Raw genomic sequence first — 16,742 nt, forward strand, 5'->3', positions numbered from 1 at the left:
TACAGATAACTTTTGTGAACTACGCTCATGTGGTTAGGCAGCTCGATCGTGCCGTGAAGCGTTTAACAGCAGCATGATTCGCCTTTGCAAGGCAGAAGTCAGGGGTTCGAATCCCCTAGGCTCCACAAATCGAATGCCTATGGCGCAGGCGTCAGCCGCAAGACCGGAATCCTGCGGGCGCCACTGCGCTCCTCATGGAGTGCAAACACCTTGGCGAGGCGGTCCACAGCGAGCCTGTACAACCGTTCGCGGTCCTGGCCGTCGACTTCACGGGCGACAAAGGAGCCACCCCGTCGTCCGATGCGTAACTCGCACTCGGGATGAGCGAGCAGGTTGTGATACCAGGCGGGGTGACGGTCGCCGCCGTAGTTCGACGCGATCAGGATTACGTCGTCGCCGTCGGTGAAGTAGGCGAGTGGAATCTCACGCTGTTGCTTACTGCGTGCTCCGGTGGACGTCAGCACCACCATCGGGACCGCGATGTTGAGCCGAACGCGACCGCCTGTCGCCTTCATCAGCGGAGCTTCCACCGGCGCCGCGAACCGGCGCCAAAAGGCGAGCCCTTTTTTGCTCGCGAACAGCGGGCCGCCGAGTGCCCAGTAGAGATTGCGCTTCCACATCCCCTGCGCTTGCAATTCGGCGCGAGGGATTCCGTTGATCGTGTCGGCAGCCATAGTTCGTAACCATTGCGCCGAAATCTGCACGGGGGTCGCGAATGAACAAAATCGACGACCACCACGCAGAAGTCGCGCTGACTGCGGCGGGGCGACCCTACGGCTTCGGGGTCACCTCGACGCTCGGCGGGCGCGGCGACGGGTCGGGTTGCATCGATCGGCGAACGATCGAAAATGCCACTCCCCCAACGGCAATCATCGCCACACCGGCAGCCGCCAGCACGAACGGGCGCGGCCGACGCTTGGGCTTGCGAGCCTCGGCGATCGCCTGAGGAAGGTTCGCGAGCGCCTCCCTCGCTTCGGCGAGCTCGCCTGCGATGGCAACCTGCGCGTCCTCGAACTCTTTGGCGAGGTCCTTGGCGAGCTGGCTCTTCTCGACACGCTGACGAAGGCTGCTGACCGCGGAGTGCGCGCCCTGCCAGCTCAGCCCGACCGTGCCGCGAGTGACGTCGACCGGACCCACCGCCGTGTAGCGCAGCCCGCGCGACAGCCGTTGTCCCGGGCTCAGTCGAGCCTCCGTCTTCGAGCTCATCTCTACCTCTTTCGCGCTGTGATTGCCGTTGACACCCACCCTGCCATCACCGCAACACAACGGTGCCCGGTTCGGCGTCAACGGCGCGTGGCAGACTGACTCCCCGTGACGAGCCCCATTCAGACAGCGACCGCGACCCTGCACACCAATCGTGGTGACATCAAAATCGCACTGTTCGGAAACCATGCCCCCAAGACCGTCGCGAACTTCGTCGGACTGGCACAGGGCAGCAAGGACTACAGCACCGAGAACGCGACCGGAGGCACCTCTGGACCGTTCTACGACGGCGCCGTGTTTCACCGGGTGATCGACGGCTTCATGATCCAGGGCGGCGATCCCACCGGAACAGGTCGCGGCGGGCCGGGCTACCAGTTCGACGACGAGTTCCATCCGGAGCTGCAGTTCGACAAGCCGTACCTGCTGGCGATGGCCAACGCCGGGCCCGGCACCAACGGCTCCCAGTTCTTCATCACCGTCGGCAAGACTCCGCATCTCAACCGGAAGCACACCATTTTCGGAGAGGTCGTCGACCAGGAGTCGCAGAAGGTCGTCGACGCGATCGCGACGACGGGCGTCGACCGGAGTGACCGGCCGACCGAGCCCGTGGTGATCGAGTCGATCACCGTCTCCTAACGGATGAGCTAGCGGCCTGCGAGCCCCGCCGCGGTCAGCGCATCGAGCACTTCGAGGGGGTCGGTGCCCAGATCCCAGCGAGTCAGGACGAATAACTGCTCGTCGGTTGTATCGATCTCGAGTAGCCGCACCTTGCGGGCTATCCGCCGGAATTCGGTGATGCGGATGATCTTGATGTCCGCCTTCTCGAACCGGTGTGCACGCAGCGGTCCGCGAATTATCAGACCGTGGTCCCTGATTGCCAGCTTTGGCCGGGCACGCCAGGAAAGGGCTGCAAACAAGATCAATCCGGTGGCGGCAATGATTGTCAGAACCCGCCCCGGCGCGTCTGTGACAAGGGTCACAGCGGTGGTAGCCATCAAGAGACCCAGTACGCCGCACGCTGCGACCCCGAATGCGGGCGGACTCCACTCAGTTTGCTGCACGGGTAATCCACACCCCTTTACCCCGGTTTATGGGGTTATCCACAAGTGCTATCCCCAATGGGGATGAATCACATCGATGTGATTGCGTGACCATCAGGTTGCCGAACGGGTAACGCGCCGAGTCCCAAATAAATTCATTAGGACGTATGCGACCGTCACCGCCAGCGCATAGTTAGCAACAATCCGGTGATCATGAAAGCAAAGGCGATCGCGTAGTTCCACGGGCCGAGTTCGGCCAGGAACGGAATCGACGACGACGCGAGCTGGAAAACCAGCAGCCAGGCAAGGCCGACCACCATCAGGGCGAGGAAGAAGACCACGAACCACGTGCTCGATGGGCCGGCCTTGACCTTGACCGGTGTGCGGCTGACCGGGCTGACGGAAAAATCGTTCTTCTTGCGAACCTTGGACTTGGGCATGGTTACCTTCACAAACACTCGGCGCCATTGGTGCGACGATGAAGCGGGAATCGCCTACGAGGTTAACGTAGGTCGGCCATAGATCGAGAATACGACGGGGGAGCGGCGGATGGCGGAGTCCAAGGATCCCCAGCTTGCGCGCGTAGCCACCGGCTGGCGGTTCGGTGTACCTCTCGTCTGCCTGCTGGCCGGGTTGCTCCTGGCGGCCACACACGGGGTCTCCGGCGGAGACGAGATCAGGCGCAGCGACGCGCCCCGATTGGTGGACCTGGTCAGGGAGGCCCAGCAGTCGGTGGACCGGCTCAGTACGCAGCGCGACGAGCTGGTCACCGAGATCGACACCCATCACGGCGGGTCACCCGGTGCCGACGCCGCGCTCGCCGCGATCCAGCACCGAAATGACACCCTGGCCGCCGACGCCGGCCTCGATCCGATCGGGGGCCCGGGCCTCGTCGTCACCCTCACCGACGCCCAGCGCGACGCCAACGGCCGATTTCCGCGCGACGCGTCCCCCGACGATCTGGTTGTGCATCAACAGGACATCTCGGCTGTGCTCAACGCATTGTGGAACGGCGGCGCCGAGGGCATTCAGATGCAGGATCAGCGCATCATCGGCACGTCAGCGCCGCGATGCGTCGGCAACACGCTTCTGCTCAACGGACGCACCTACAGCCCGCCCTACGTCATCACCGCGGTGGGCGACTCTGCAATGATGCAGGCAGCGCTGGCGGCGGCGCCGTTGGTGACGCTCTACAAGCAGTACGTGGTGCGGTTCGGGCTGGGCTACTCGGAGGAACCGCGAGCGTCGGTCGACCTGGTCGGGCACGCCGAACCGGTGCGGATGCAGTTCGCCAAGCCATCGGGTCCCATCGGCTACTGAGCGCCACGTAACCTGGGCTGATGCAGGTCTTGGTCGTCGACAATTACGACAGCTTCGTGTTCAACCTGGTCCAGTACCTCGGGCAGCTGGGCGTGGACGCGCAGGTGTGGCGCAATGACGACGACCGTCTCGCCACCGACTCCGACGTCACCGCGGTCGCCAACGACTTTGACGGGGTGCTGCTCAGTCCTGGCCCCGGCACGCCTGAACGCGCAGGCGCATCAATCCCGTTGGTCAAAGCCTGCGCCGCGACCACGACCCCACTTCTCGGGGTGTGCCTGGGTCACCAGGCGATCGGGGTGGCGTTCGGCGGCACCGTCGACCGGGCCCCGGAGTTGTTGCACGGTAAGACGAGCGCCGTTTTCCACGCCAATGTCGGTGTGCTGCAGGGCCTTCCGGACCCGTTCACCGCGACGCGCTATCACTCGCTGACTATTCTGCCGGACACCGTGCCCGCGGAGCTCGAGGTCACCGCCCGCACCGAGGGCGGGGTCATCATGGGCGTGCGGCACACCGAACTGCCCATCCACGGAGTGCAGTTCCATCCCGAGTCGATCCTCACCGAGGGTGGACACCGGATGCTCGCCAACTGGCTGGCCTACTGTGGCAGCGCGCCCGCCGAGTCGCTGGTGCGGACCCTGGAGGACGAAGTAGCCAACACCGTGCGCGCGGCTACGCAGCGAAGCTCAGCGTAATAGTCGCGCTGAACGTCACCGTGCTGCCCGGCGACGGACTCTGAGTCACCACCGCATTGGTCCGTTGACCGCTGTCGCGCGCGTCGGCGCCCCTGTCGAGCCCGCCGGTCCAACCCAGCGCACGCAGTCGCGGCTCCGCGTCGGTCCAGAACTGTCCTCGCAGATCGGGCATGGTGAACTGGTTGCACCGCGATTGCTGCATCTGGATCGCCGTATCGACCGGAACCTGCTGGCCCGCAGGCGGATCAGTGCCCATGATCTGTCCGCACGGCGCGGTGTTGTCGATGGGAACCGGGACGAGGTTGGTGAAACCTGATGCGGTCAGGATCTGCCGAGCCGAATCCTCAGCCTGGTCCTTGACGTCGGGGACTGGCTTCGCTTCGGGCCCGGATCCGACGACGATGGTGATCTCGTTGGTGATCGCCGAGGTCTGATTGGCCGGCGGAAGCGTGCCGACCACGCGGTCCTTGAGCTCGGGCGTCGACGCCGACGGGCTCTGCTTGAACCGTCCGAAGCCGGCGTCGGTCAGCTTCTTGACGGCGTCGGCGTAACTCAGCGTCGCGACGTCGGGAATCTCGCGCTGCTCGGGACCCACCGAGACGTTGATGGTGATCTCGTCGCCGGCGTCCACCGAGGTGCCCGCAGGCGGCTCGGTGTCGATCACAATGCCCGGTTGGATCTTCGAATCGGTCTTCTGCTGCGTGCGGGTCTTGAATCCGGCATTCTGCAGCGCGACCACCGCATCGGCGGACACTTGATTCCTGACGTCGGGCACCTGCACGGCACGGGTGTTGCCGCCGATCATGTTGATGGCGATCGTCACCACGACTGTAAGCACCGCCAGGACCGCGACCGCGATGATCCACCGCCCGACCGACGGACCCCGGTCGCGTTCCCTGTAATTCGCGGGTTGGTGGGTGGGCAGCTGCTCGGTCGCGGGCGTCTGGTGCATCGGACCCGTCGACGCCATGAATGAGGTGCGGTCGGCGTCGGTCAGAACCTTCGGCGCATCCGGTGTCTCGCCGCTGTGCACGCGGATCAGATCGGCGCGCATCTCGGCCGCGGTCTGGTACCGGTTGTCGGGGTTCTTGGCCAGCGACTTGAGCACCACGGCGTCCAGCTCGGGCGAGATGCCGGGATGGCGCACCGACGGCGGTATCGGATCCTCGCGGACGTGTTGGTATGCGACGGCGACCGGCGTATCACCGACGAAAGGCGGTTCGCCGGTGAGGATTTCGTACAGCACGCAGCCCAGTGAGTAGACGTCGGAGCGGGCGTCGACCTTTTCGCCGCGGGCCTGCTCGGGCGACAGGTATTGCGCGGTGCCGATGACCGCGGAGGTCTGCGTGACGCTGTTGGCGTCGGACAGCGCGCGGGCGATGCCGAAGTCCATCACCTTCACCGCACCGGTCTTGCTGATCATGATGTTGGCAGGCTTGACGTCGCGGTGGATGATGCCGTGCTGATGGCTGAAGTTCAGCGCCTGGCACGCATCGGCGATCACCTCGATGGCCCGCTGCGACTCCATCGGGCCATCGGTGTGCACGATGTCGCGCAGCGTGACGCCCTCGACGAACTCCATCACGATGTAGGGAAGCGGCCCGTTAGGCGTCTCCGCCTCGCCGGTGTCGTACACCGCGACGATCGTCGGATGGTTCAGTGCGGCCGCGTTCTGGGCCTCCCGCCGAAAACGGAGGTAGAAGCTCGGGTCGCGGGCCAGGTCCGCGCGCAGCACCTTGACCGCTACGTCTCGGTGCAGGCGCAGATCGCGCGCGAGATGGACCTCGGACATGCCTCCGAAGCCGAGGATCTCGCCGATTTCGTAACGGTCGGACAGGTGTTGCGGGGTGGTCATTCCAATGTCTGTTCTGGATCCGAGGACGCCGCCCGCATCGGTGCGGACGGCGCGATCGCGTTGAGTCGGTATACCCCGATTTGTTCTCCACCATGACCGATGGACCCGTCGTCGGTCCAGCCGGGCACCGTGACCAGCGGCGGAGCCCCTTGCGGCGTCGTCTGCGTGACGGTGTCGGTGACCGTCGGCGGCGGCGATTCGCGGTCCTTCTTGTCCTGGGCGTTCAGCACGATCAGGATCGCGATGGCGATCGCCAGCGCTCCGAGTACGCCTGCGGCCCACAGCAGCGCCCGCTGGCCGGATGAGAACGTCCGACGCGGTGGGGGAGGACGGTACCCACCGGTCGCGGGCCGCGCGCGTGCCGCGGTCGCGGGGCCACGCGCGGTCATCGCGGCACTCGGCGGAGCCGTTCCCACCGCGGTCGGGGCGGCACGCCCGATGGCGGGTGCGGCATTGGGCCGCGGTGGCCGACGGCCGGACCGGACTGCGGCCACCGCGTCGGCGAACGGTCCGCCGGAGCGGTACCGCATACCCGGGTTCTTCACCAGCGTGATCTCGATCAGCTCGCGCACGTTGGGCGGCAGATCGCTTGGCAGAGGTGCGGGCGTCTCCTTGATGTGCTTCATCGCCACCGTGAGGGCGCCGTCACCGGTGAACGGTCGCTTGCCCGAAACCACTTCGTAGCCAACGACTCCCAGCGAGTAGACGTCGCTGGCGGCGGTCGCGTCATGACCAAGGGCCTGTTCGGGCGCGATGTACTGCGCGGTGCCCATCACCATTCCGGTCTGGGTGACCGGCGCGGCGTCGACGGCCTTGGCGATGCCGAAGTCGGTGAGCTTCACCTGACCGGTCGGGGTGATCAGGATGTTGCCGGGCTTGACGTCGCGGTGAACCAGGCCCGCGGTGTGCGCGACCTGCAGCGCGCGGCCGGTCTGCTCCAGCATGTCCAGCGCGTGCCGCAGTGAGAGCCTGCCGGTGCGCTTGATCACCGAGTTGAGCGGTTCGCCGTTGACCAGCTCCATCACCAGGTAAGCCGTGCGGCCCTCGCCGTCCATGTCGGTTTCGCCGTAGTCGTACACGCTGGCGATACCTGGATGGTTGAGCATGGCCACGGTGCGCGCCTCGGCGCGGAACCGTTCGACGAACTCGGGATCCGATGAGAACTCGGCCTTGAGCACCTTCACCGCAACCCGACGGCCCAGCCGCGAGTCCACGGCCTCCCACACCTGGCCCATGCCGCCGGTGGCGATCAGCCGCTGCAGCCGGTAGCGGCCCGACAGTGTCACTCCAACGCGTGGGCTCATCAGGAACCCTCCCGCAGAGCCGCGGCGATCGTCGCTCGCCCGATGGGAGCGGCCAGGGCGCCGCCGGTGGCTGAAAGTCGGTTGCCGCCGTTTTCCACGAGCACCGCGACCGCCACCTTCGGCGCGCGGGCGGGCGCGAACGCGATGTACCACGCGTGCGGCGGAGTGTTGCGCGGGTCGGTCCCGTGCTCCGCGGTACCTGTCTTGGATGCGATCTGCACGCCGGCGATGGCTCCCTTCTGCTGCGTCACCTGCTCGGCGTCGACCATCAAGTCAGTAAGTGTATCGGCGACCTGCCCCGACACTGCACGGCGCTGTTCGCGCGGGGTCGTCGTCGCGATATTCGACAGGTCGGGCCCCTTGAGGCTGTCCACCAGATACGGCTGCATCGCGACCCCTTTGTTCGCGATCGTTGCGGCCACCAGCGCGTTCTGCAGGGGTGTCAGTGCGACGTCCTTCTGCCCGATGCTCGACATCCCGAGGGCCGCGCCATCGCTGATCGGGCCGACGGTCGACTCGGCGACCTGCATCGGAATCGGCGCCGGACTGTCGTCCAGGCCGAATGCCTCCGCGGTGGACTTCAGGGCGTCGGCGCCGGTGTCGATACCGAGTTGGACGAATGCGGTGTTGCACGACTTCGCGAACGCCTCCCGCAGCGAGGCCGAAGGTCCGCCACCGCACGGTGTGCCGCCGAAGTTCTCCAACGTTGCGGTGCTGTCCGGCAGAGGGATACGGGCTGCGGAGGGCAACTGGCTGTTCGGGGTGGCCCCGGTCTGCAGTGCGGCGGCCGTGGTGATGACCTTGAACGTCGATCCCGGCGGGTATGTCTCCGAGATCGCCCGGTTGAGCAGGGGATTGCCGGGATCGTCCCTGAGCCGCTGCCAGGCGTCGGCCTGCTCGTTGATGTCGTGGCTGGCCAGCAGGTTGGGGTCGTACGAAGGGGCCGAGACCAGCGCCAGGATCTTCCCGGTCGAGGGTTCCAGTGCGACGACGGCGCCCGTGCACGGCCCGTTGCAGCCGCCCGCCATCGCGTCCCACGCCGCCTGCTGCACCTGGGGGTTGATCGTGGTCGCCACATTGCCGCCGCGTGGGTCGCGACCGGTGAAGAAGTCCGCCAGCCGACGGCCGAACAACCGTTCGTCGGAACCGTTGAGGATGGTGTCCTCGGCGCGCTCGAGGCCGTTGCTCGAGAACCGCAGTGAGTAGAACCCGGTGACAGGGGCGTAGGTGAAGGGGTTCGGATAGACCCGCAGGAAACGGAAGCGGCCGTCGGTCGACACGGAGTAGGCCAGCAGCTGACCGCCTGCCGAGATCTGGCCACGCTGGCGCGAGTACTCGTCGAGGAGCACACGCTGGTTGCGCGGGTCCGCACGCAACCCGTCGGCGGTGAAGACCTGTGTCAGTGTGGCGTTGGCGAGCAACAACACGATCAACACCATGATCATGACCGAGATCCGGCGCAGCGAGGTGTTCATACGCGCTCTATGACCTCGGTGCTCGCCGACGCGATCGGTGTCTTGTTGGGCGGCCTGGTCACGATCGGACGGCGCGCGGCGTGCGAGATTCGGATCAGGATTGCCAGCAGCACGTAATTGGCCAACAGCGATGAGCCGCCGTAGGACATCCACGGAGTGGTCAGGCCCGTCAGCGGGATCAGCTTCGTCACACCACCGACAACGATGAACAACTGGATCGCCAGCGTCGACGCCAGGCCTGCGGCGAGCAGCTTGCCGAAACTGTCGCGCACCGCGATGGCAGTGCGCAGGCCGCGGACGATCACGATCGTGTACAGCATCAGCACACCGGCCAACCCGACAAGGCCGAGCTCTTCGCCGATCGCTGCGATGATGAAGTCCGTTGACGCCGCGGGCACCACGCCGGGCTGACCGTTGCCGAGACCTGTGCCGAAGATCCCGCCGGTGGCGAAGCTGAAGAGGGACTGCACCATCTGGTAGCCGGCGCCGTCCGGATCAGAGAACGGGTCGAGCCAGTTCTGCACGCGAACCTGGACGTGCGCGAAAAGGTAATACGCCGCAACACTTCCCGCCGCGAACAATGCCAGCCCGATGACCACCCAGCTGAACCGCTCGGTCGCCACGTACACGAGTACGAGGAACGACGCGTAGAGAAGAAGTGAGGTGCCGAGATCCTTCTCGAAGATCATCACGCCGACCGACATGATCCATGCCGCGAGCAGAGGCGCCAGGTCACGAGGACGGGGCAGGTCCATTCCGAGTACGTGCTTACCGGCGCTGGTGAACACGCTGCGCTTGGACACCAACACAGCGGCGAAAAAGATCAGCAGCAGGATCTTGGAGAACTCTGCGGGCTGAATCGAGAAGCCGGGCAGCTCAATCCAGATCTTCGCGCCGTTCTGCTCCGAGACAGACTGCGGCAGGACAGCGGGGATCGCCAGCAGCACCAGCCCGACGGCACCGCAGACGTAGCCGTAGCGGGCCAGCATCCGGTGATCGCGCAGGAAGATCACGACCAACGAGAAGGCGATCACACCGACAAGGGTCCACAGCATCTGCTGGTTGGCGCTCGGACCGCGCAGCCCGCCGGCGGTGACGTCGCCGGAGGCAAGGTCCAGGCGGTGAATCATCACCAGCCCCAACCCGTTCAGCAGTGCCACCACAGGCAGAAGCAGCGGGTCGGCGTAGGGCGCGAAGCGCCGGATCGTCAGATGTGCGGCGCCGAACAGCGCTACGAAGGCGAGCGATGAGGTGGCCAGGTCCCAGCTCAGACCCTGCTCCTGGTTGGCCTCCACGATGAGCAGGGCCACGGTGGTGATGACGGTGGCGAACCCCAGCAGGGACAGTTCGGCATTGCGCCGGTTGGGCAGCGGCGGCAATACGGTGACGGCAGGCTGGGGTTGTGTCGTCATGACACGGTCCGGCAGGTCTTGCCCGGCTGGGAAGGCGGCGGCGGCAACGCGGTGGCTGTCGGCGACGGTGACGGGGGAGCCGTGACGGTGGTGGGGGTTTCGGGGGCCGGCCCGGGAAGCGGTCCCCGGGTCGGACCCGGCGTCGCGCTGTTCGGGTCGGTCGGCGTTTCCGGTGCGGGACTGGGTGATTCCGATAGACCGGGCGCGGGCGGAGGCGGCGTAGCGGTCGGCGTCGGCGGGGGTGGGGTGCGGGTCGGACAGGTGGGGAGTATCGAGCTGCGCGCGAGTTCCTCGATCTGACCGATGGCGTTGTCGAGGCTGCCCGACGGCAGGCCGGCGATGATCTGTGCGCGCTCTGAGGGCCGCATGTCGTTGACGTTGAGCATGCGGCAGTCGAGGTTGTCGCGGGACTGCCCGGCGCTGATCAGCGACAGGTCGTTGCGCTCGTTCAGGCAGCCGAGGAGGTAGGGCTCCTGGAGTTGGTATCCCAGAAAGGAACCCTGAACACCGCGCATGATCGACACGGTGCCGTCGTGTTGGGTGACGTAGTAGTTGCTGCGAACAATCTCCCTGCCGACAGCGAGCCCGGCCAGCACGACAAGAATGAGAATGGCGGCGCCGATCAACATCTTGCGCCGGGAGCGAGGGCGACGAGGAATCTCTTCCGGTTGCGCGACAACACGTTTGGCTTCGGTGCGACGCGGGTTGAAGGCAGAAGCGCGCCCTGCTGCGGTGTCCGGCGGGGCGGACTGATCGTCGTCGCCGGACACCGCACCGGCGAGTATCGGCTGCGTCTGACCGTAGTCGTAGTCGATGACGTCGGCGACGACCACGGTGACGTTGTCGGGTCCGCCGCCGCGCAGCGCGAGTTCGATGAGCCGGTCGGCACTTTCGGCCACGTCAGAAATCTGCAGGGCCTCGAGGATCGTGTCGTGGCTGACCGGATCGGACAGCCCGTCAGAACACAACAGGTAGCGGTCCCCGGCACGGGCCTCGCGCATGATCAGCGTGGGTTCGACTTCGTGCCCGGTCAGCGCCCGCATGATCAGCGAGCGCTGCGGGTGGCTGTGCGCCTCCTCTGCGGTGATCCGGCCCTCGTCGACGAGTGTCTGGACGAAGGTGTCGTCCTTGGTGATCTGTGCCAGCTCCCCGTCGCGCAGCATGTAACCGCGGGAGTCGCCGATGTGCACCAGCCCAAGTCTGTTGCCGTCGAACAGAATTGCGGTGAGCGTGGTGCCCATGCCCTCGAGCTCGGGGTCGGCCTCGACATGCGCGGCGATCGCCGAATTGCCGTCCCTGACCGCGCCGTCGAGCTTGGAGAGCAGGTCGCCGCCCGGCTCGTCGTCGTCGAGATGGGCCAGCGCCGCGATCACCAACTGGGAAGCCACCTCGCCCGCCGCGTGTCCGCCCATGCCGTCGGCCAACGCCAGAAGGCGTGCGCCGGCGTACACCGAGTCCTCGTTGTTGGCCCGGACCAGGCCGCGGTCACTGCGCGCGGCGTAACGAAGAACGAGGGTCACATTGCTCCTCGCGTGCGCAGGGTCATGGGCGCAGCTCGATTACCGTCTTGCCGATTCGAACCGGCGTGCCTAATGGAACCCGTACCGCCGTAGTCACCTTCGCCCTGTCAAGGTATGTGCCGTTGGTCGATCCTAGGTCTTCGACATACCATTCCGAACCCCGCTGCGACAGTCGGGCGTGCCGCGTCGACGCATAATCGTCGGTCAGCACCAGAGTGGAGTCGTCGGCGCGGCCGATCAGCACCGGTTGGCCGCCGAGCGTGATGCGGGTGCCGGAAAGCGCCCCGTCGGTCACCACCAGGGTGCGGGCGACGTGGCGCTTCTGTCGCGAGGGCAACAGCGACCCGCGCAAGGCAAGCCCGCGCCGGACCATCACCGCGCCAGTCGGCGCGTAGATGTCGGTGCGAAGAATCCGCAGCACCGACCAGATGAAGAGCCAGAGCAGCAGCAGGAATCCGACACGCGTCAGCTGCAGCACTAATCCCTGCATCTGACGTCCTCTCCGTGCCCGCCTCGGTCAGGTCGCGCCGACAACACGGCCAGTGCAGTGTCTACCCCGCTCCTCGCTGCGGCGAACTTCGGCAACGTCACGATACTTGGACAGCCAACAGTGTGAGTGGGAAGCAGACAGCTTGTACTCGTGCTGTGACCGGCCGTGACCGTCAGTGGACGCGGACGATGATCTCGGAGTGCCCGAGTCGTATCACGTCGCCGTCGGCCAGCTGCCACTCCTGCACCGGCGCGTTGTTCACGGTGGTGCCGTTGGTGGAGTTGAGGTCGGCCAGCAGGGCGACCTGGCCGTCCCACCGGATCTCCAGATGTCGACGGGAGACGCCGGTGTCGGGCAGCCGGAACTGAGCGTCCTGGCCGCGCCCGATCACGTTGGCACCCTCGCGCAGCTGATAGGTTCGGCCGCTGCCGTCGTCGAGCTGAAGGGTGATGTTGGCGCCGCCTGCGGGATAGTCGCCCTGCCCGTAGCCGCCATAGCCGCCGGCCGGGGCGGCGGGCGGTTGGCCGTAGTCATATCCAGCGGGAGCGGGGTCGCCGTAGCCGGGGTCGGCGTATCCGCCCGCAGCAGGCGGTTCGCCGTAGCGGCCGTAGTCGGGCTGCCCGTACTCCTGGCGGCCGTACTGCTGGCCGCCGCCGTAGCCCGGGTCCTGGTAGGCGCCGCCCTGGTCGGGGTAGCCGCCGCCCTGCTCGGGATAGCCGCCTTGGTCGGGATACCCGGCCGGCGGACGACCGTAGTCATCTGGTCGCGGCGGGGCCGGGGGCGGGGCGGCCGGTGGACGGCCGTAGTCGCTCCCGTAATCGCCGCCCGGCGCTGCTGGCGGCGGGTAACCGCCCGGAGCCTGCCGGTAGCCGCCCTGGTCGGGGTAGCCGCCACCCGGCGGTGGCCCGTAACCGGCGGGCGGACGCTGCTCGTACTGCTGCGGCGGCGGCGGGTAGCCGCCCTGGTCGGGGTAGCCGCCGCCCCCCTCGGGGTAACCGCCGCCCTGCTCGGGGTAGCCCGGTCGCTGGCCGTAACCGGGGTCGCCCTGCTGGGGCGGGTAGCCGCGCTGTTCCGGCGGCGGTGGGTACTGGCCGCGGGGGTCCTGGCCGCCGTCCCGCTCCTCGGGGCGCGGGTAGCGGTCGTCGTAGTAGTCGTCGGGCCGCCCCTGTCCCTGGCCTCCGCGGTAGTTCGGGTTGTCGGTCATCGGTTGTACTCCTGGTTCTGCGGTGTACGCGCGGTCTGGTTGTGCTGGGGCGACTTCGCCAATGGTGGAGTCGGGGTTGACGACACCACGAGCGCGAAATTGTCCGGTGTGCAGGTTCGCTGACTGCTCGAACCTAACGACCACATCACCATACGTTTGCCACCCCTGCTCATGGATGTAACCCTCCAAGTGCCGGGCAAAAGTGGCAGAAGTGAGGTCCGGGTCAGCGCTCACCTTCTGATAGTCGGCCCCGCTGAGGGTAATGACGTACTCGTTCGGCGCCAAAATCCTGCCGCCCGCCAACTCCCGCACGCCGGAGTCCGCTTCCCGGTGCAGCATGGACTCGACCTCTTGCGGCACAATGGATCCGCCGAACATGCGCGCAAAGGCGTCACCCACGGTCGACTCAAGCTTGCGCTCGATGCGGTCTACCAGACCCATCTCATCGCCTGCCTTATCGCCGTTGTCGGTCACTTCCGAGCAGATGCGCGGTTACCGCGTGTCGTGTAACCACACCTGTCACATTGCATGGTATCGGCACGGCATACGGATGCGGGACCAACAGAACTCTGAGAATCGTCGCGCTGCTGGTGGCGGGGCCTTCCGACCCAGATCGGTACGGTTGGGGATCGGGAGTCCATGTTTGATAAGCTCCCCCGGTTGTTGGGGCGAGTGGCGGAATGGCAGACGCGCTGGCTTCAGGTGCCAGTGTCCTTCGGGACGTGGGGGTTCAAGTCCCCCTTCGCCCACAATGAGCGGTCGCATTGAATTGCTCCGCAGTGCCGCCTAGTCCGGCGAACCGATCTGCCTGCGCACTGCATCCATGTCGGCGAGATCCCAGACGTCGGCGAACTTCTGATCTTCGACGCGATAAATGGTGAACTGCGAGATCGTCACCCGACGACCCGTCGCCTCGGTTCCCGATCGCGAGATTCCGTACCTCCCAACGCCAGTCAGGAAATGCCGCAAATATCGGCGCGAATTGCGCCGCAACGTCGCCCGAACCCATCGGCGCATCGTTGACCTTGGTCGTGCTCGTTGCAGGCCTCGAGGTAGGACAAGTACAGCTCCTCGAGGCGGTCGCGCGAAGGTGCCGACCCGCCCGCGGCCGCTCAGATCCTGCCGAGGAAGTCCCGGACATACCCGCTGATCTCCTCGCCGTGGGTCTCGAGGGCGAAGTGTCCCGCGTCGAGCAGGTGGAATTCACCGTTCGGGAAGTCCCTGCGGAACGCCTCGGCGCCGGCCACTCCGAAGATCTCGTCATCGCGGCCCCACGTGACCAGCAGCGGCGGCTGGTGGGTGCGGAAGTATTCCTGAAACGCCGGGTAGCCGTCCAAGTTGAACTGGTAATCCCAGAACAGCTGCAGCTGAACGGCGTCGTTGCCCTCGCGGTCGAGTCCGGCTTGGTCGAGTAGCCACGCCTCAGGCGCGATACGGTCCAGGCGGTCGGCGGGCACGCCGTGGGTGTACTGCCAGGTGGTGGCCTTGAGGGTGAACAACGCGCGCACGGCCTTCTCGTTGGCCGGGCGATCCTTGGCATGAGCGAACAGGACGTCCCAGAACGGTGTGAAGCCCTCCAAGTAGGCATTGCCGCTCTGAGTGATGATCGCGTCGATGCGGTCCGGGTGTGCACTGGCGATGCGCAGTCCGATGGGTGCGCCGTAGTCGTGGATGTAGAGGGCGAAGTGATCTAGGCCGAGCTGCTCGATGAGCCCTTCGGTGATTTCGGTGAGGCGATCGAAGCTGTAGGTGAATTCGTCAAGGGACGGCATCGCCGACCGCCCGAAGCCGATGTGATCGGGCGCCACCAGATGGTACTTGTCGGACAGCGACGTGATCAGATTGCGGAACATGTGCGAACTCGATGGAAAGCGTGCAGCTACACGTCCGCCCTATACGTGACGGAACACGTAGGACGCCGCGGTGATCGCCTTGTCGCCGTTGCCCTCGTCGTGCAGCAGGGCACGCACGGCGACGGCGTCGTCCGCGCCGACCAGGGGCTGCGCTTCGACGCGGAACGGTCCCACTTTGCCGCGGGCGAGGAACATCACGTGCGACGACGTGCCCTGCAGTCGGTCGGTTCCCGCCGCGCCACACGCCACGTCGAATGCGGCGGTCTCGAGAATGACGAACTGCGGCCCGATGTGCAGCGCGGCGTCGGGCGAGGCCACCTCGGCCGAGAGCTCCGGCAGTACCCAGTGCCCGTCAGGCCTGCAGGCACCGCCGAACGCCTGCCACAGCGGAGGCAGGTCGGGGGAGTCGATCACCTCGAGCGGGACGTGCTCCATCTTCGTCAAGCCTTCAGGAGGAACGCCGATGCTGACGCCCTGCCCTTCGGTGAGGGCGAGGACCCGATTCGGTATGTCGGCGTCGACGATCAGCGAGCGGCTGTAGGCCATCTGTCGTCCCTGCTTGAGCACCTCGGTCCTGACCTCGAAGCGTTTGACGTCGCGCCCGGGATCGAGCACCTGGCAGGACCAGATCACGGGGTTGGGAACCGCCTCGAGGTCGGAGACGCCGCCGCTGTCGGGGGACGCGATGCCCAGCACCGCCAGCAACAGGCCGCCGCTCGGATTGCGCAGATCGCGGCGCATCGTGACCGTTTCGTCGGCAACCCCGTTGTCCATCGACGCGTGGAATCGGCCGATGTAGCGGTAGCTCAGCAGCCCACCCCAGCGCCTGCTCAGTTCGGCGGCGTACGCCTCGGGGTCGTTCGTCAGTTCCCGGATGTCACGAAGAATTTTCGGTGCTCCTCACGTGCGCGCTACCCGATCAGCACACCGTGCAGAACCAGATCGGTCAACTCCTTGGCGGCGATACAGTCAGTCACGCCAACCGCGAAAGAGAATTCCTGGCCGTGCTTGCGCCGAGATTACGACCCGGAACGCTATTTCGCGACACGAAATGGAGACGCCATGACCGCGGGTGTGACAAAGCCGGTGGCCGCGACCGGCGAAGACGGCAGGCACCTGTACACCTGTCCGCTGGGTGAGGCCATGTGCGGCTTGGAGATTGAGGTCTCCGACGGCAAGGTCGCAGGCATCCGGGGTAACCGCGACGACACCTGGAGCCGTGGACACATCTGCCTAAGGGGGCGACGCTCGGCGCGCTGCACGAGGATCCTGATCGGATCCGCCGGCCGATGATCAAGGTCGACGGCCAGTGGCACGAGGTCAGCTGGGACGCCGCGTTCCGGCGCTGCACCGAACTGCTCGCCCCCGTAA

At 66.3% G+C, this 16,742-nt stretch carries 16 protein-coding genes, 1 tRNA gene and 2 pseudogenes; 5 read left to right on the forward strand and 14 right to left on the reverse strand.

What is annotated here, in order from left to right:
• Window positions 1-137: 137 nt before the first annotated feature.
• On the reverse strand, window positions 138-674 hold the full coding sequence (locus QOJ24_RS08405; protein WP_526260529.1) for a nitroreductase family deazaflavin-dependent oxidoreductase: 537 nt from the start codon (window positions 672-674) through the stop codon (window positions 138-140).
• A gap of 97 nt (window positions 675-771) precedes the next feature.
• Window positions 772-1,206 carry a cell wall synthesis protein CwsA gene (gene cwsA, locus QOJ24_RS08410; protein ID WP_526260530.1) on the reverse strand — a complete coding sequence of 145 codons (435 nt, stop codon included), beginning with the start codon at window positions 1,204-1,206 and terminating at the stop codon, window positions 772-774.
• A gap of 105 nt (window positions 1,207-1,311) precedes the next feature.
• Here cwsA and QOJ24_RS08415 point away from each other — a divergent pair, with 105 nt between their 5' ends.
• Window positions 1,312-1,839: a peptidylprolyl isomerase gene (locus QOJ24_RS08415; RefSeq protein ID WP_526260531.1), complete on the forward strand. Its 528-nt coding sequence runs from the start codon at window positions 1,312-1,314 to the stop codon at window positions 1,837-1,839.
• Between the two features lie 8 nt (window positions 1,840-1,847).
• On the opposite strand, the gene QOJ24_RS08420 is transcribed toward QOJ24_RS08415, so the two are convergent.
• Entirely contained in the window at window positions 1,848-2,264 is a 417-nt protein-coding gene (locus QOJ24_RS08420) for a PH domain-containing protein (protein ID WP_526260532.1), read from the reverse strand.
• A 155-nt stretch (window positions 2,265-2,419) separates the two neighbouring features.
• Entirely contained in the window at window positions 2,420-2,683 is a 264-nt protein-coding gene (gene crgA, locus QOJ24_RS08425) for a cell division protein CrgA (RefSeq protein WP_526260533.1), read from the reverse strand.
• A gap of 109 nt (window positions 2,684-2,792) precedes the next feature.
• On the opposite strand from crgA, the gene QOJ24_RS08430 reads away from it, so the two are divergent.
• Entirely contained in the window at window positions 2,793-3,563 is a 771-nt protein-coding gene (locus QOJ24_RS08430) for a DUF881 domain-containing protein (RefSeq protein WP_526260534.1), read from the forward strand.
• A gap of 20 nt (window positions 3,564-3,583) precedes the next feature.
• Entirely contained in the window at window positions 3,584-4,258 is a 675-nt protein-coding gene (locus tag QOJ24_RS08435) for an aminodeoxychorismate/anthranilate synthase component II (protein ID WP_526260535.1), read from the forward strand.
• Here the strand turns inward: QOJ24_RS08435 and pknB are convergent.
• The 7 genes from pknB to QOJ24_RS08470 all read right to left on the reverse strand — a co-directional run bounded on the left by pknB (window position 4,236) and on the right by QOJ24_RS08470 (window position 13,959).
• A complete protein-coding gene (pknB, locus tag QOJ24_RS08440) occupies window positions 4,236-6,113 on the reverse strand; it encodes a Stk1 family PASTA domain-containing Ser/Thr kinase (protein ID WP_526260536.1) in 1,878 nt (625 codons plus the stop codon). The two genes, QOJ24_RS08435 and pknB, sit on opposite strands and share 23 nt — an antisense overlap.
• Complete coding sequence (locus tag QOJ24_RS08445) at window positions 6,110-7,417, reverse strand: protein kinase domain-containing protein (protein WP_526260537.1); 1,308 nt, start codon at window positions 7,415-7,417, stop codon at window positions 6,110-6,112. Before QOJ24_RS08445 ends, pknB begins: the two co-directional genes overlap by 4 nt.
• Complete coding sequence (pbpA, locus tag QOJ24_RS08450; RefSeq protein WP_526260538.1) at window positions 7,417-8,892, reverse strand: D,D-transpeptidase PbpA; 1,476 nt, start codon at window positions 8,890-8,892, stop codon at window positions 7,417-7,419. The genes QOJ24_RS08445 and pbpA overlap by 1 nt, the downstream gene beginning before the upstream one ends.
• Complete coding sequence (gene rodA / locus QOJ24_RS08455) at window positions 8,889-10,304, reverse strand: peptidoglycan glycosyltransferase RodA (protein WP_526260539.1); 1,416 nt, start codon at window positions 10,302-10,304, stop codon at window positions 8,889-8,891. Before rodA ends, pbpA begins: the two co-directional genes overlap by 4 nt.
• Window positions 10,301-11,824: a PP2C family protein-serine/threonine phosphatase gene (locus QOJ24_RS08460; protein ID WP_526260540.1), complete on the reverse strand. Its 1,524-nt coding sequence runs from the start codon at window positions 11,822-11,824 to the stop codon at window positions 10,301-10,303. The genes rodA and QOJ24_RS08460 overlap by 4 nt, the downstream gene beginning before the upstream one ends.
• Before the next feature lie 22 nt (window positions 11,825-11,846).
• Window positions 11,847-12,314: an FHA domain-containing protein FhaB/FipA gene (locus QOJ24_RS08465; RefSeq protein ID WP_526260541.1), complete on the reverse strand. Its 468-nt coding sequence runs from the start codon at window positions 12,312-12,314 to the stop codon at window positions 11,847-11,849.
• Between the two features lie 172 nt (window positions 12,315-12,486).
• Window positions 12,487-13,959 carry an FHA domain-containing protein gene (locus QOJ24_RS08470; protein WP_526260543.1) on the reverse strand — a complete coding sequence of 491 codons (1,473 nt, stop codon included), beginning with the start codon at window positions 13,957-13,959 and terminating at the stop codon, window positions 12,487-12,489.
• 225 nt (window positions 13,960-14,184) lie between these two features.
• On the opposite strand from QOJ24_RS08470, the gene QOJ24_RS08475 reads away from it, so the two are divergent.
• Window positions 14,185-14,267, forward strand: a tRNA-Leu gene (locus QOJ24_RS08475).
• Window positions 14,268-14,304: 37 nt separating this feature from the next.
• Here QOJ24_RS08475 and QOJ24_RS08480 read toward each other — a convergent pair.
• The 3 genes and pseudogenes from QOJ24_RS08480 to QOJ24_RS08490 all read right to left on the reverse strand — a co-directional run bounded on the left by QOJ24_RS08480 (window position 14,305) and on the right by QOJ24_RS08490 (window position 16,259).
• The gene (locus tag QOJ24_RS08480) at window positions 14,305-14,535 is read right to left on the reverse strand and encodes an ester cyclase (RefSeq protein ID WP_526260542.1); all 231 of its coding nucleotides are present in this window, start codon (window positions 14,533-14,535) and stop codon (window positions 14,305-14,307) included.
• A gap of 95 nt (window positions 14,536-14,630) precedes the next feature.
• Window positions 14,631-15,377, reverse strand: a pseudogene (locus QOJ24_RS08485) (alpha/beta fold hydrolase); the annotation flags it as partial.
• 33 nt (window positions 15,378-15,410) lie between these two features.
• Window positions 15,411-16,259: a hypothetical protein gene (locus tag QOJ24_RS08490; RefSeq protein WP_526260544.1), complete on the reverse strand. Its 849-nt coding sequence runs from the start codon at window positions 16,257-16,259 to the stop codon at window positions 15,411-15,413.
• Between the two features lie 174 nt (window positions 16,260-16,433).
• On the opposite strand from QOJ24_RS08490, the pseudogene QOJ24_RS08495 reads away from it, so the two are divergent.
• Window positions 16,434-16,742: pseudogene (locus tag QOJ24_RS08495) on the forward strand (molybdopterin-dependent oxidoreductase); the annotation flags it as partial.

Source organism: Mycobacterium sp. (assembly GCF_032159775.1).
In the GTDB taxonomy this organism is placed as follows: Bacteria; Actinomycetota; Actinomycetes; order Mycobacteriales; family Mycobacteriaceae; genus Mycobacterium.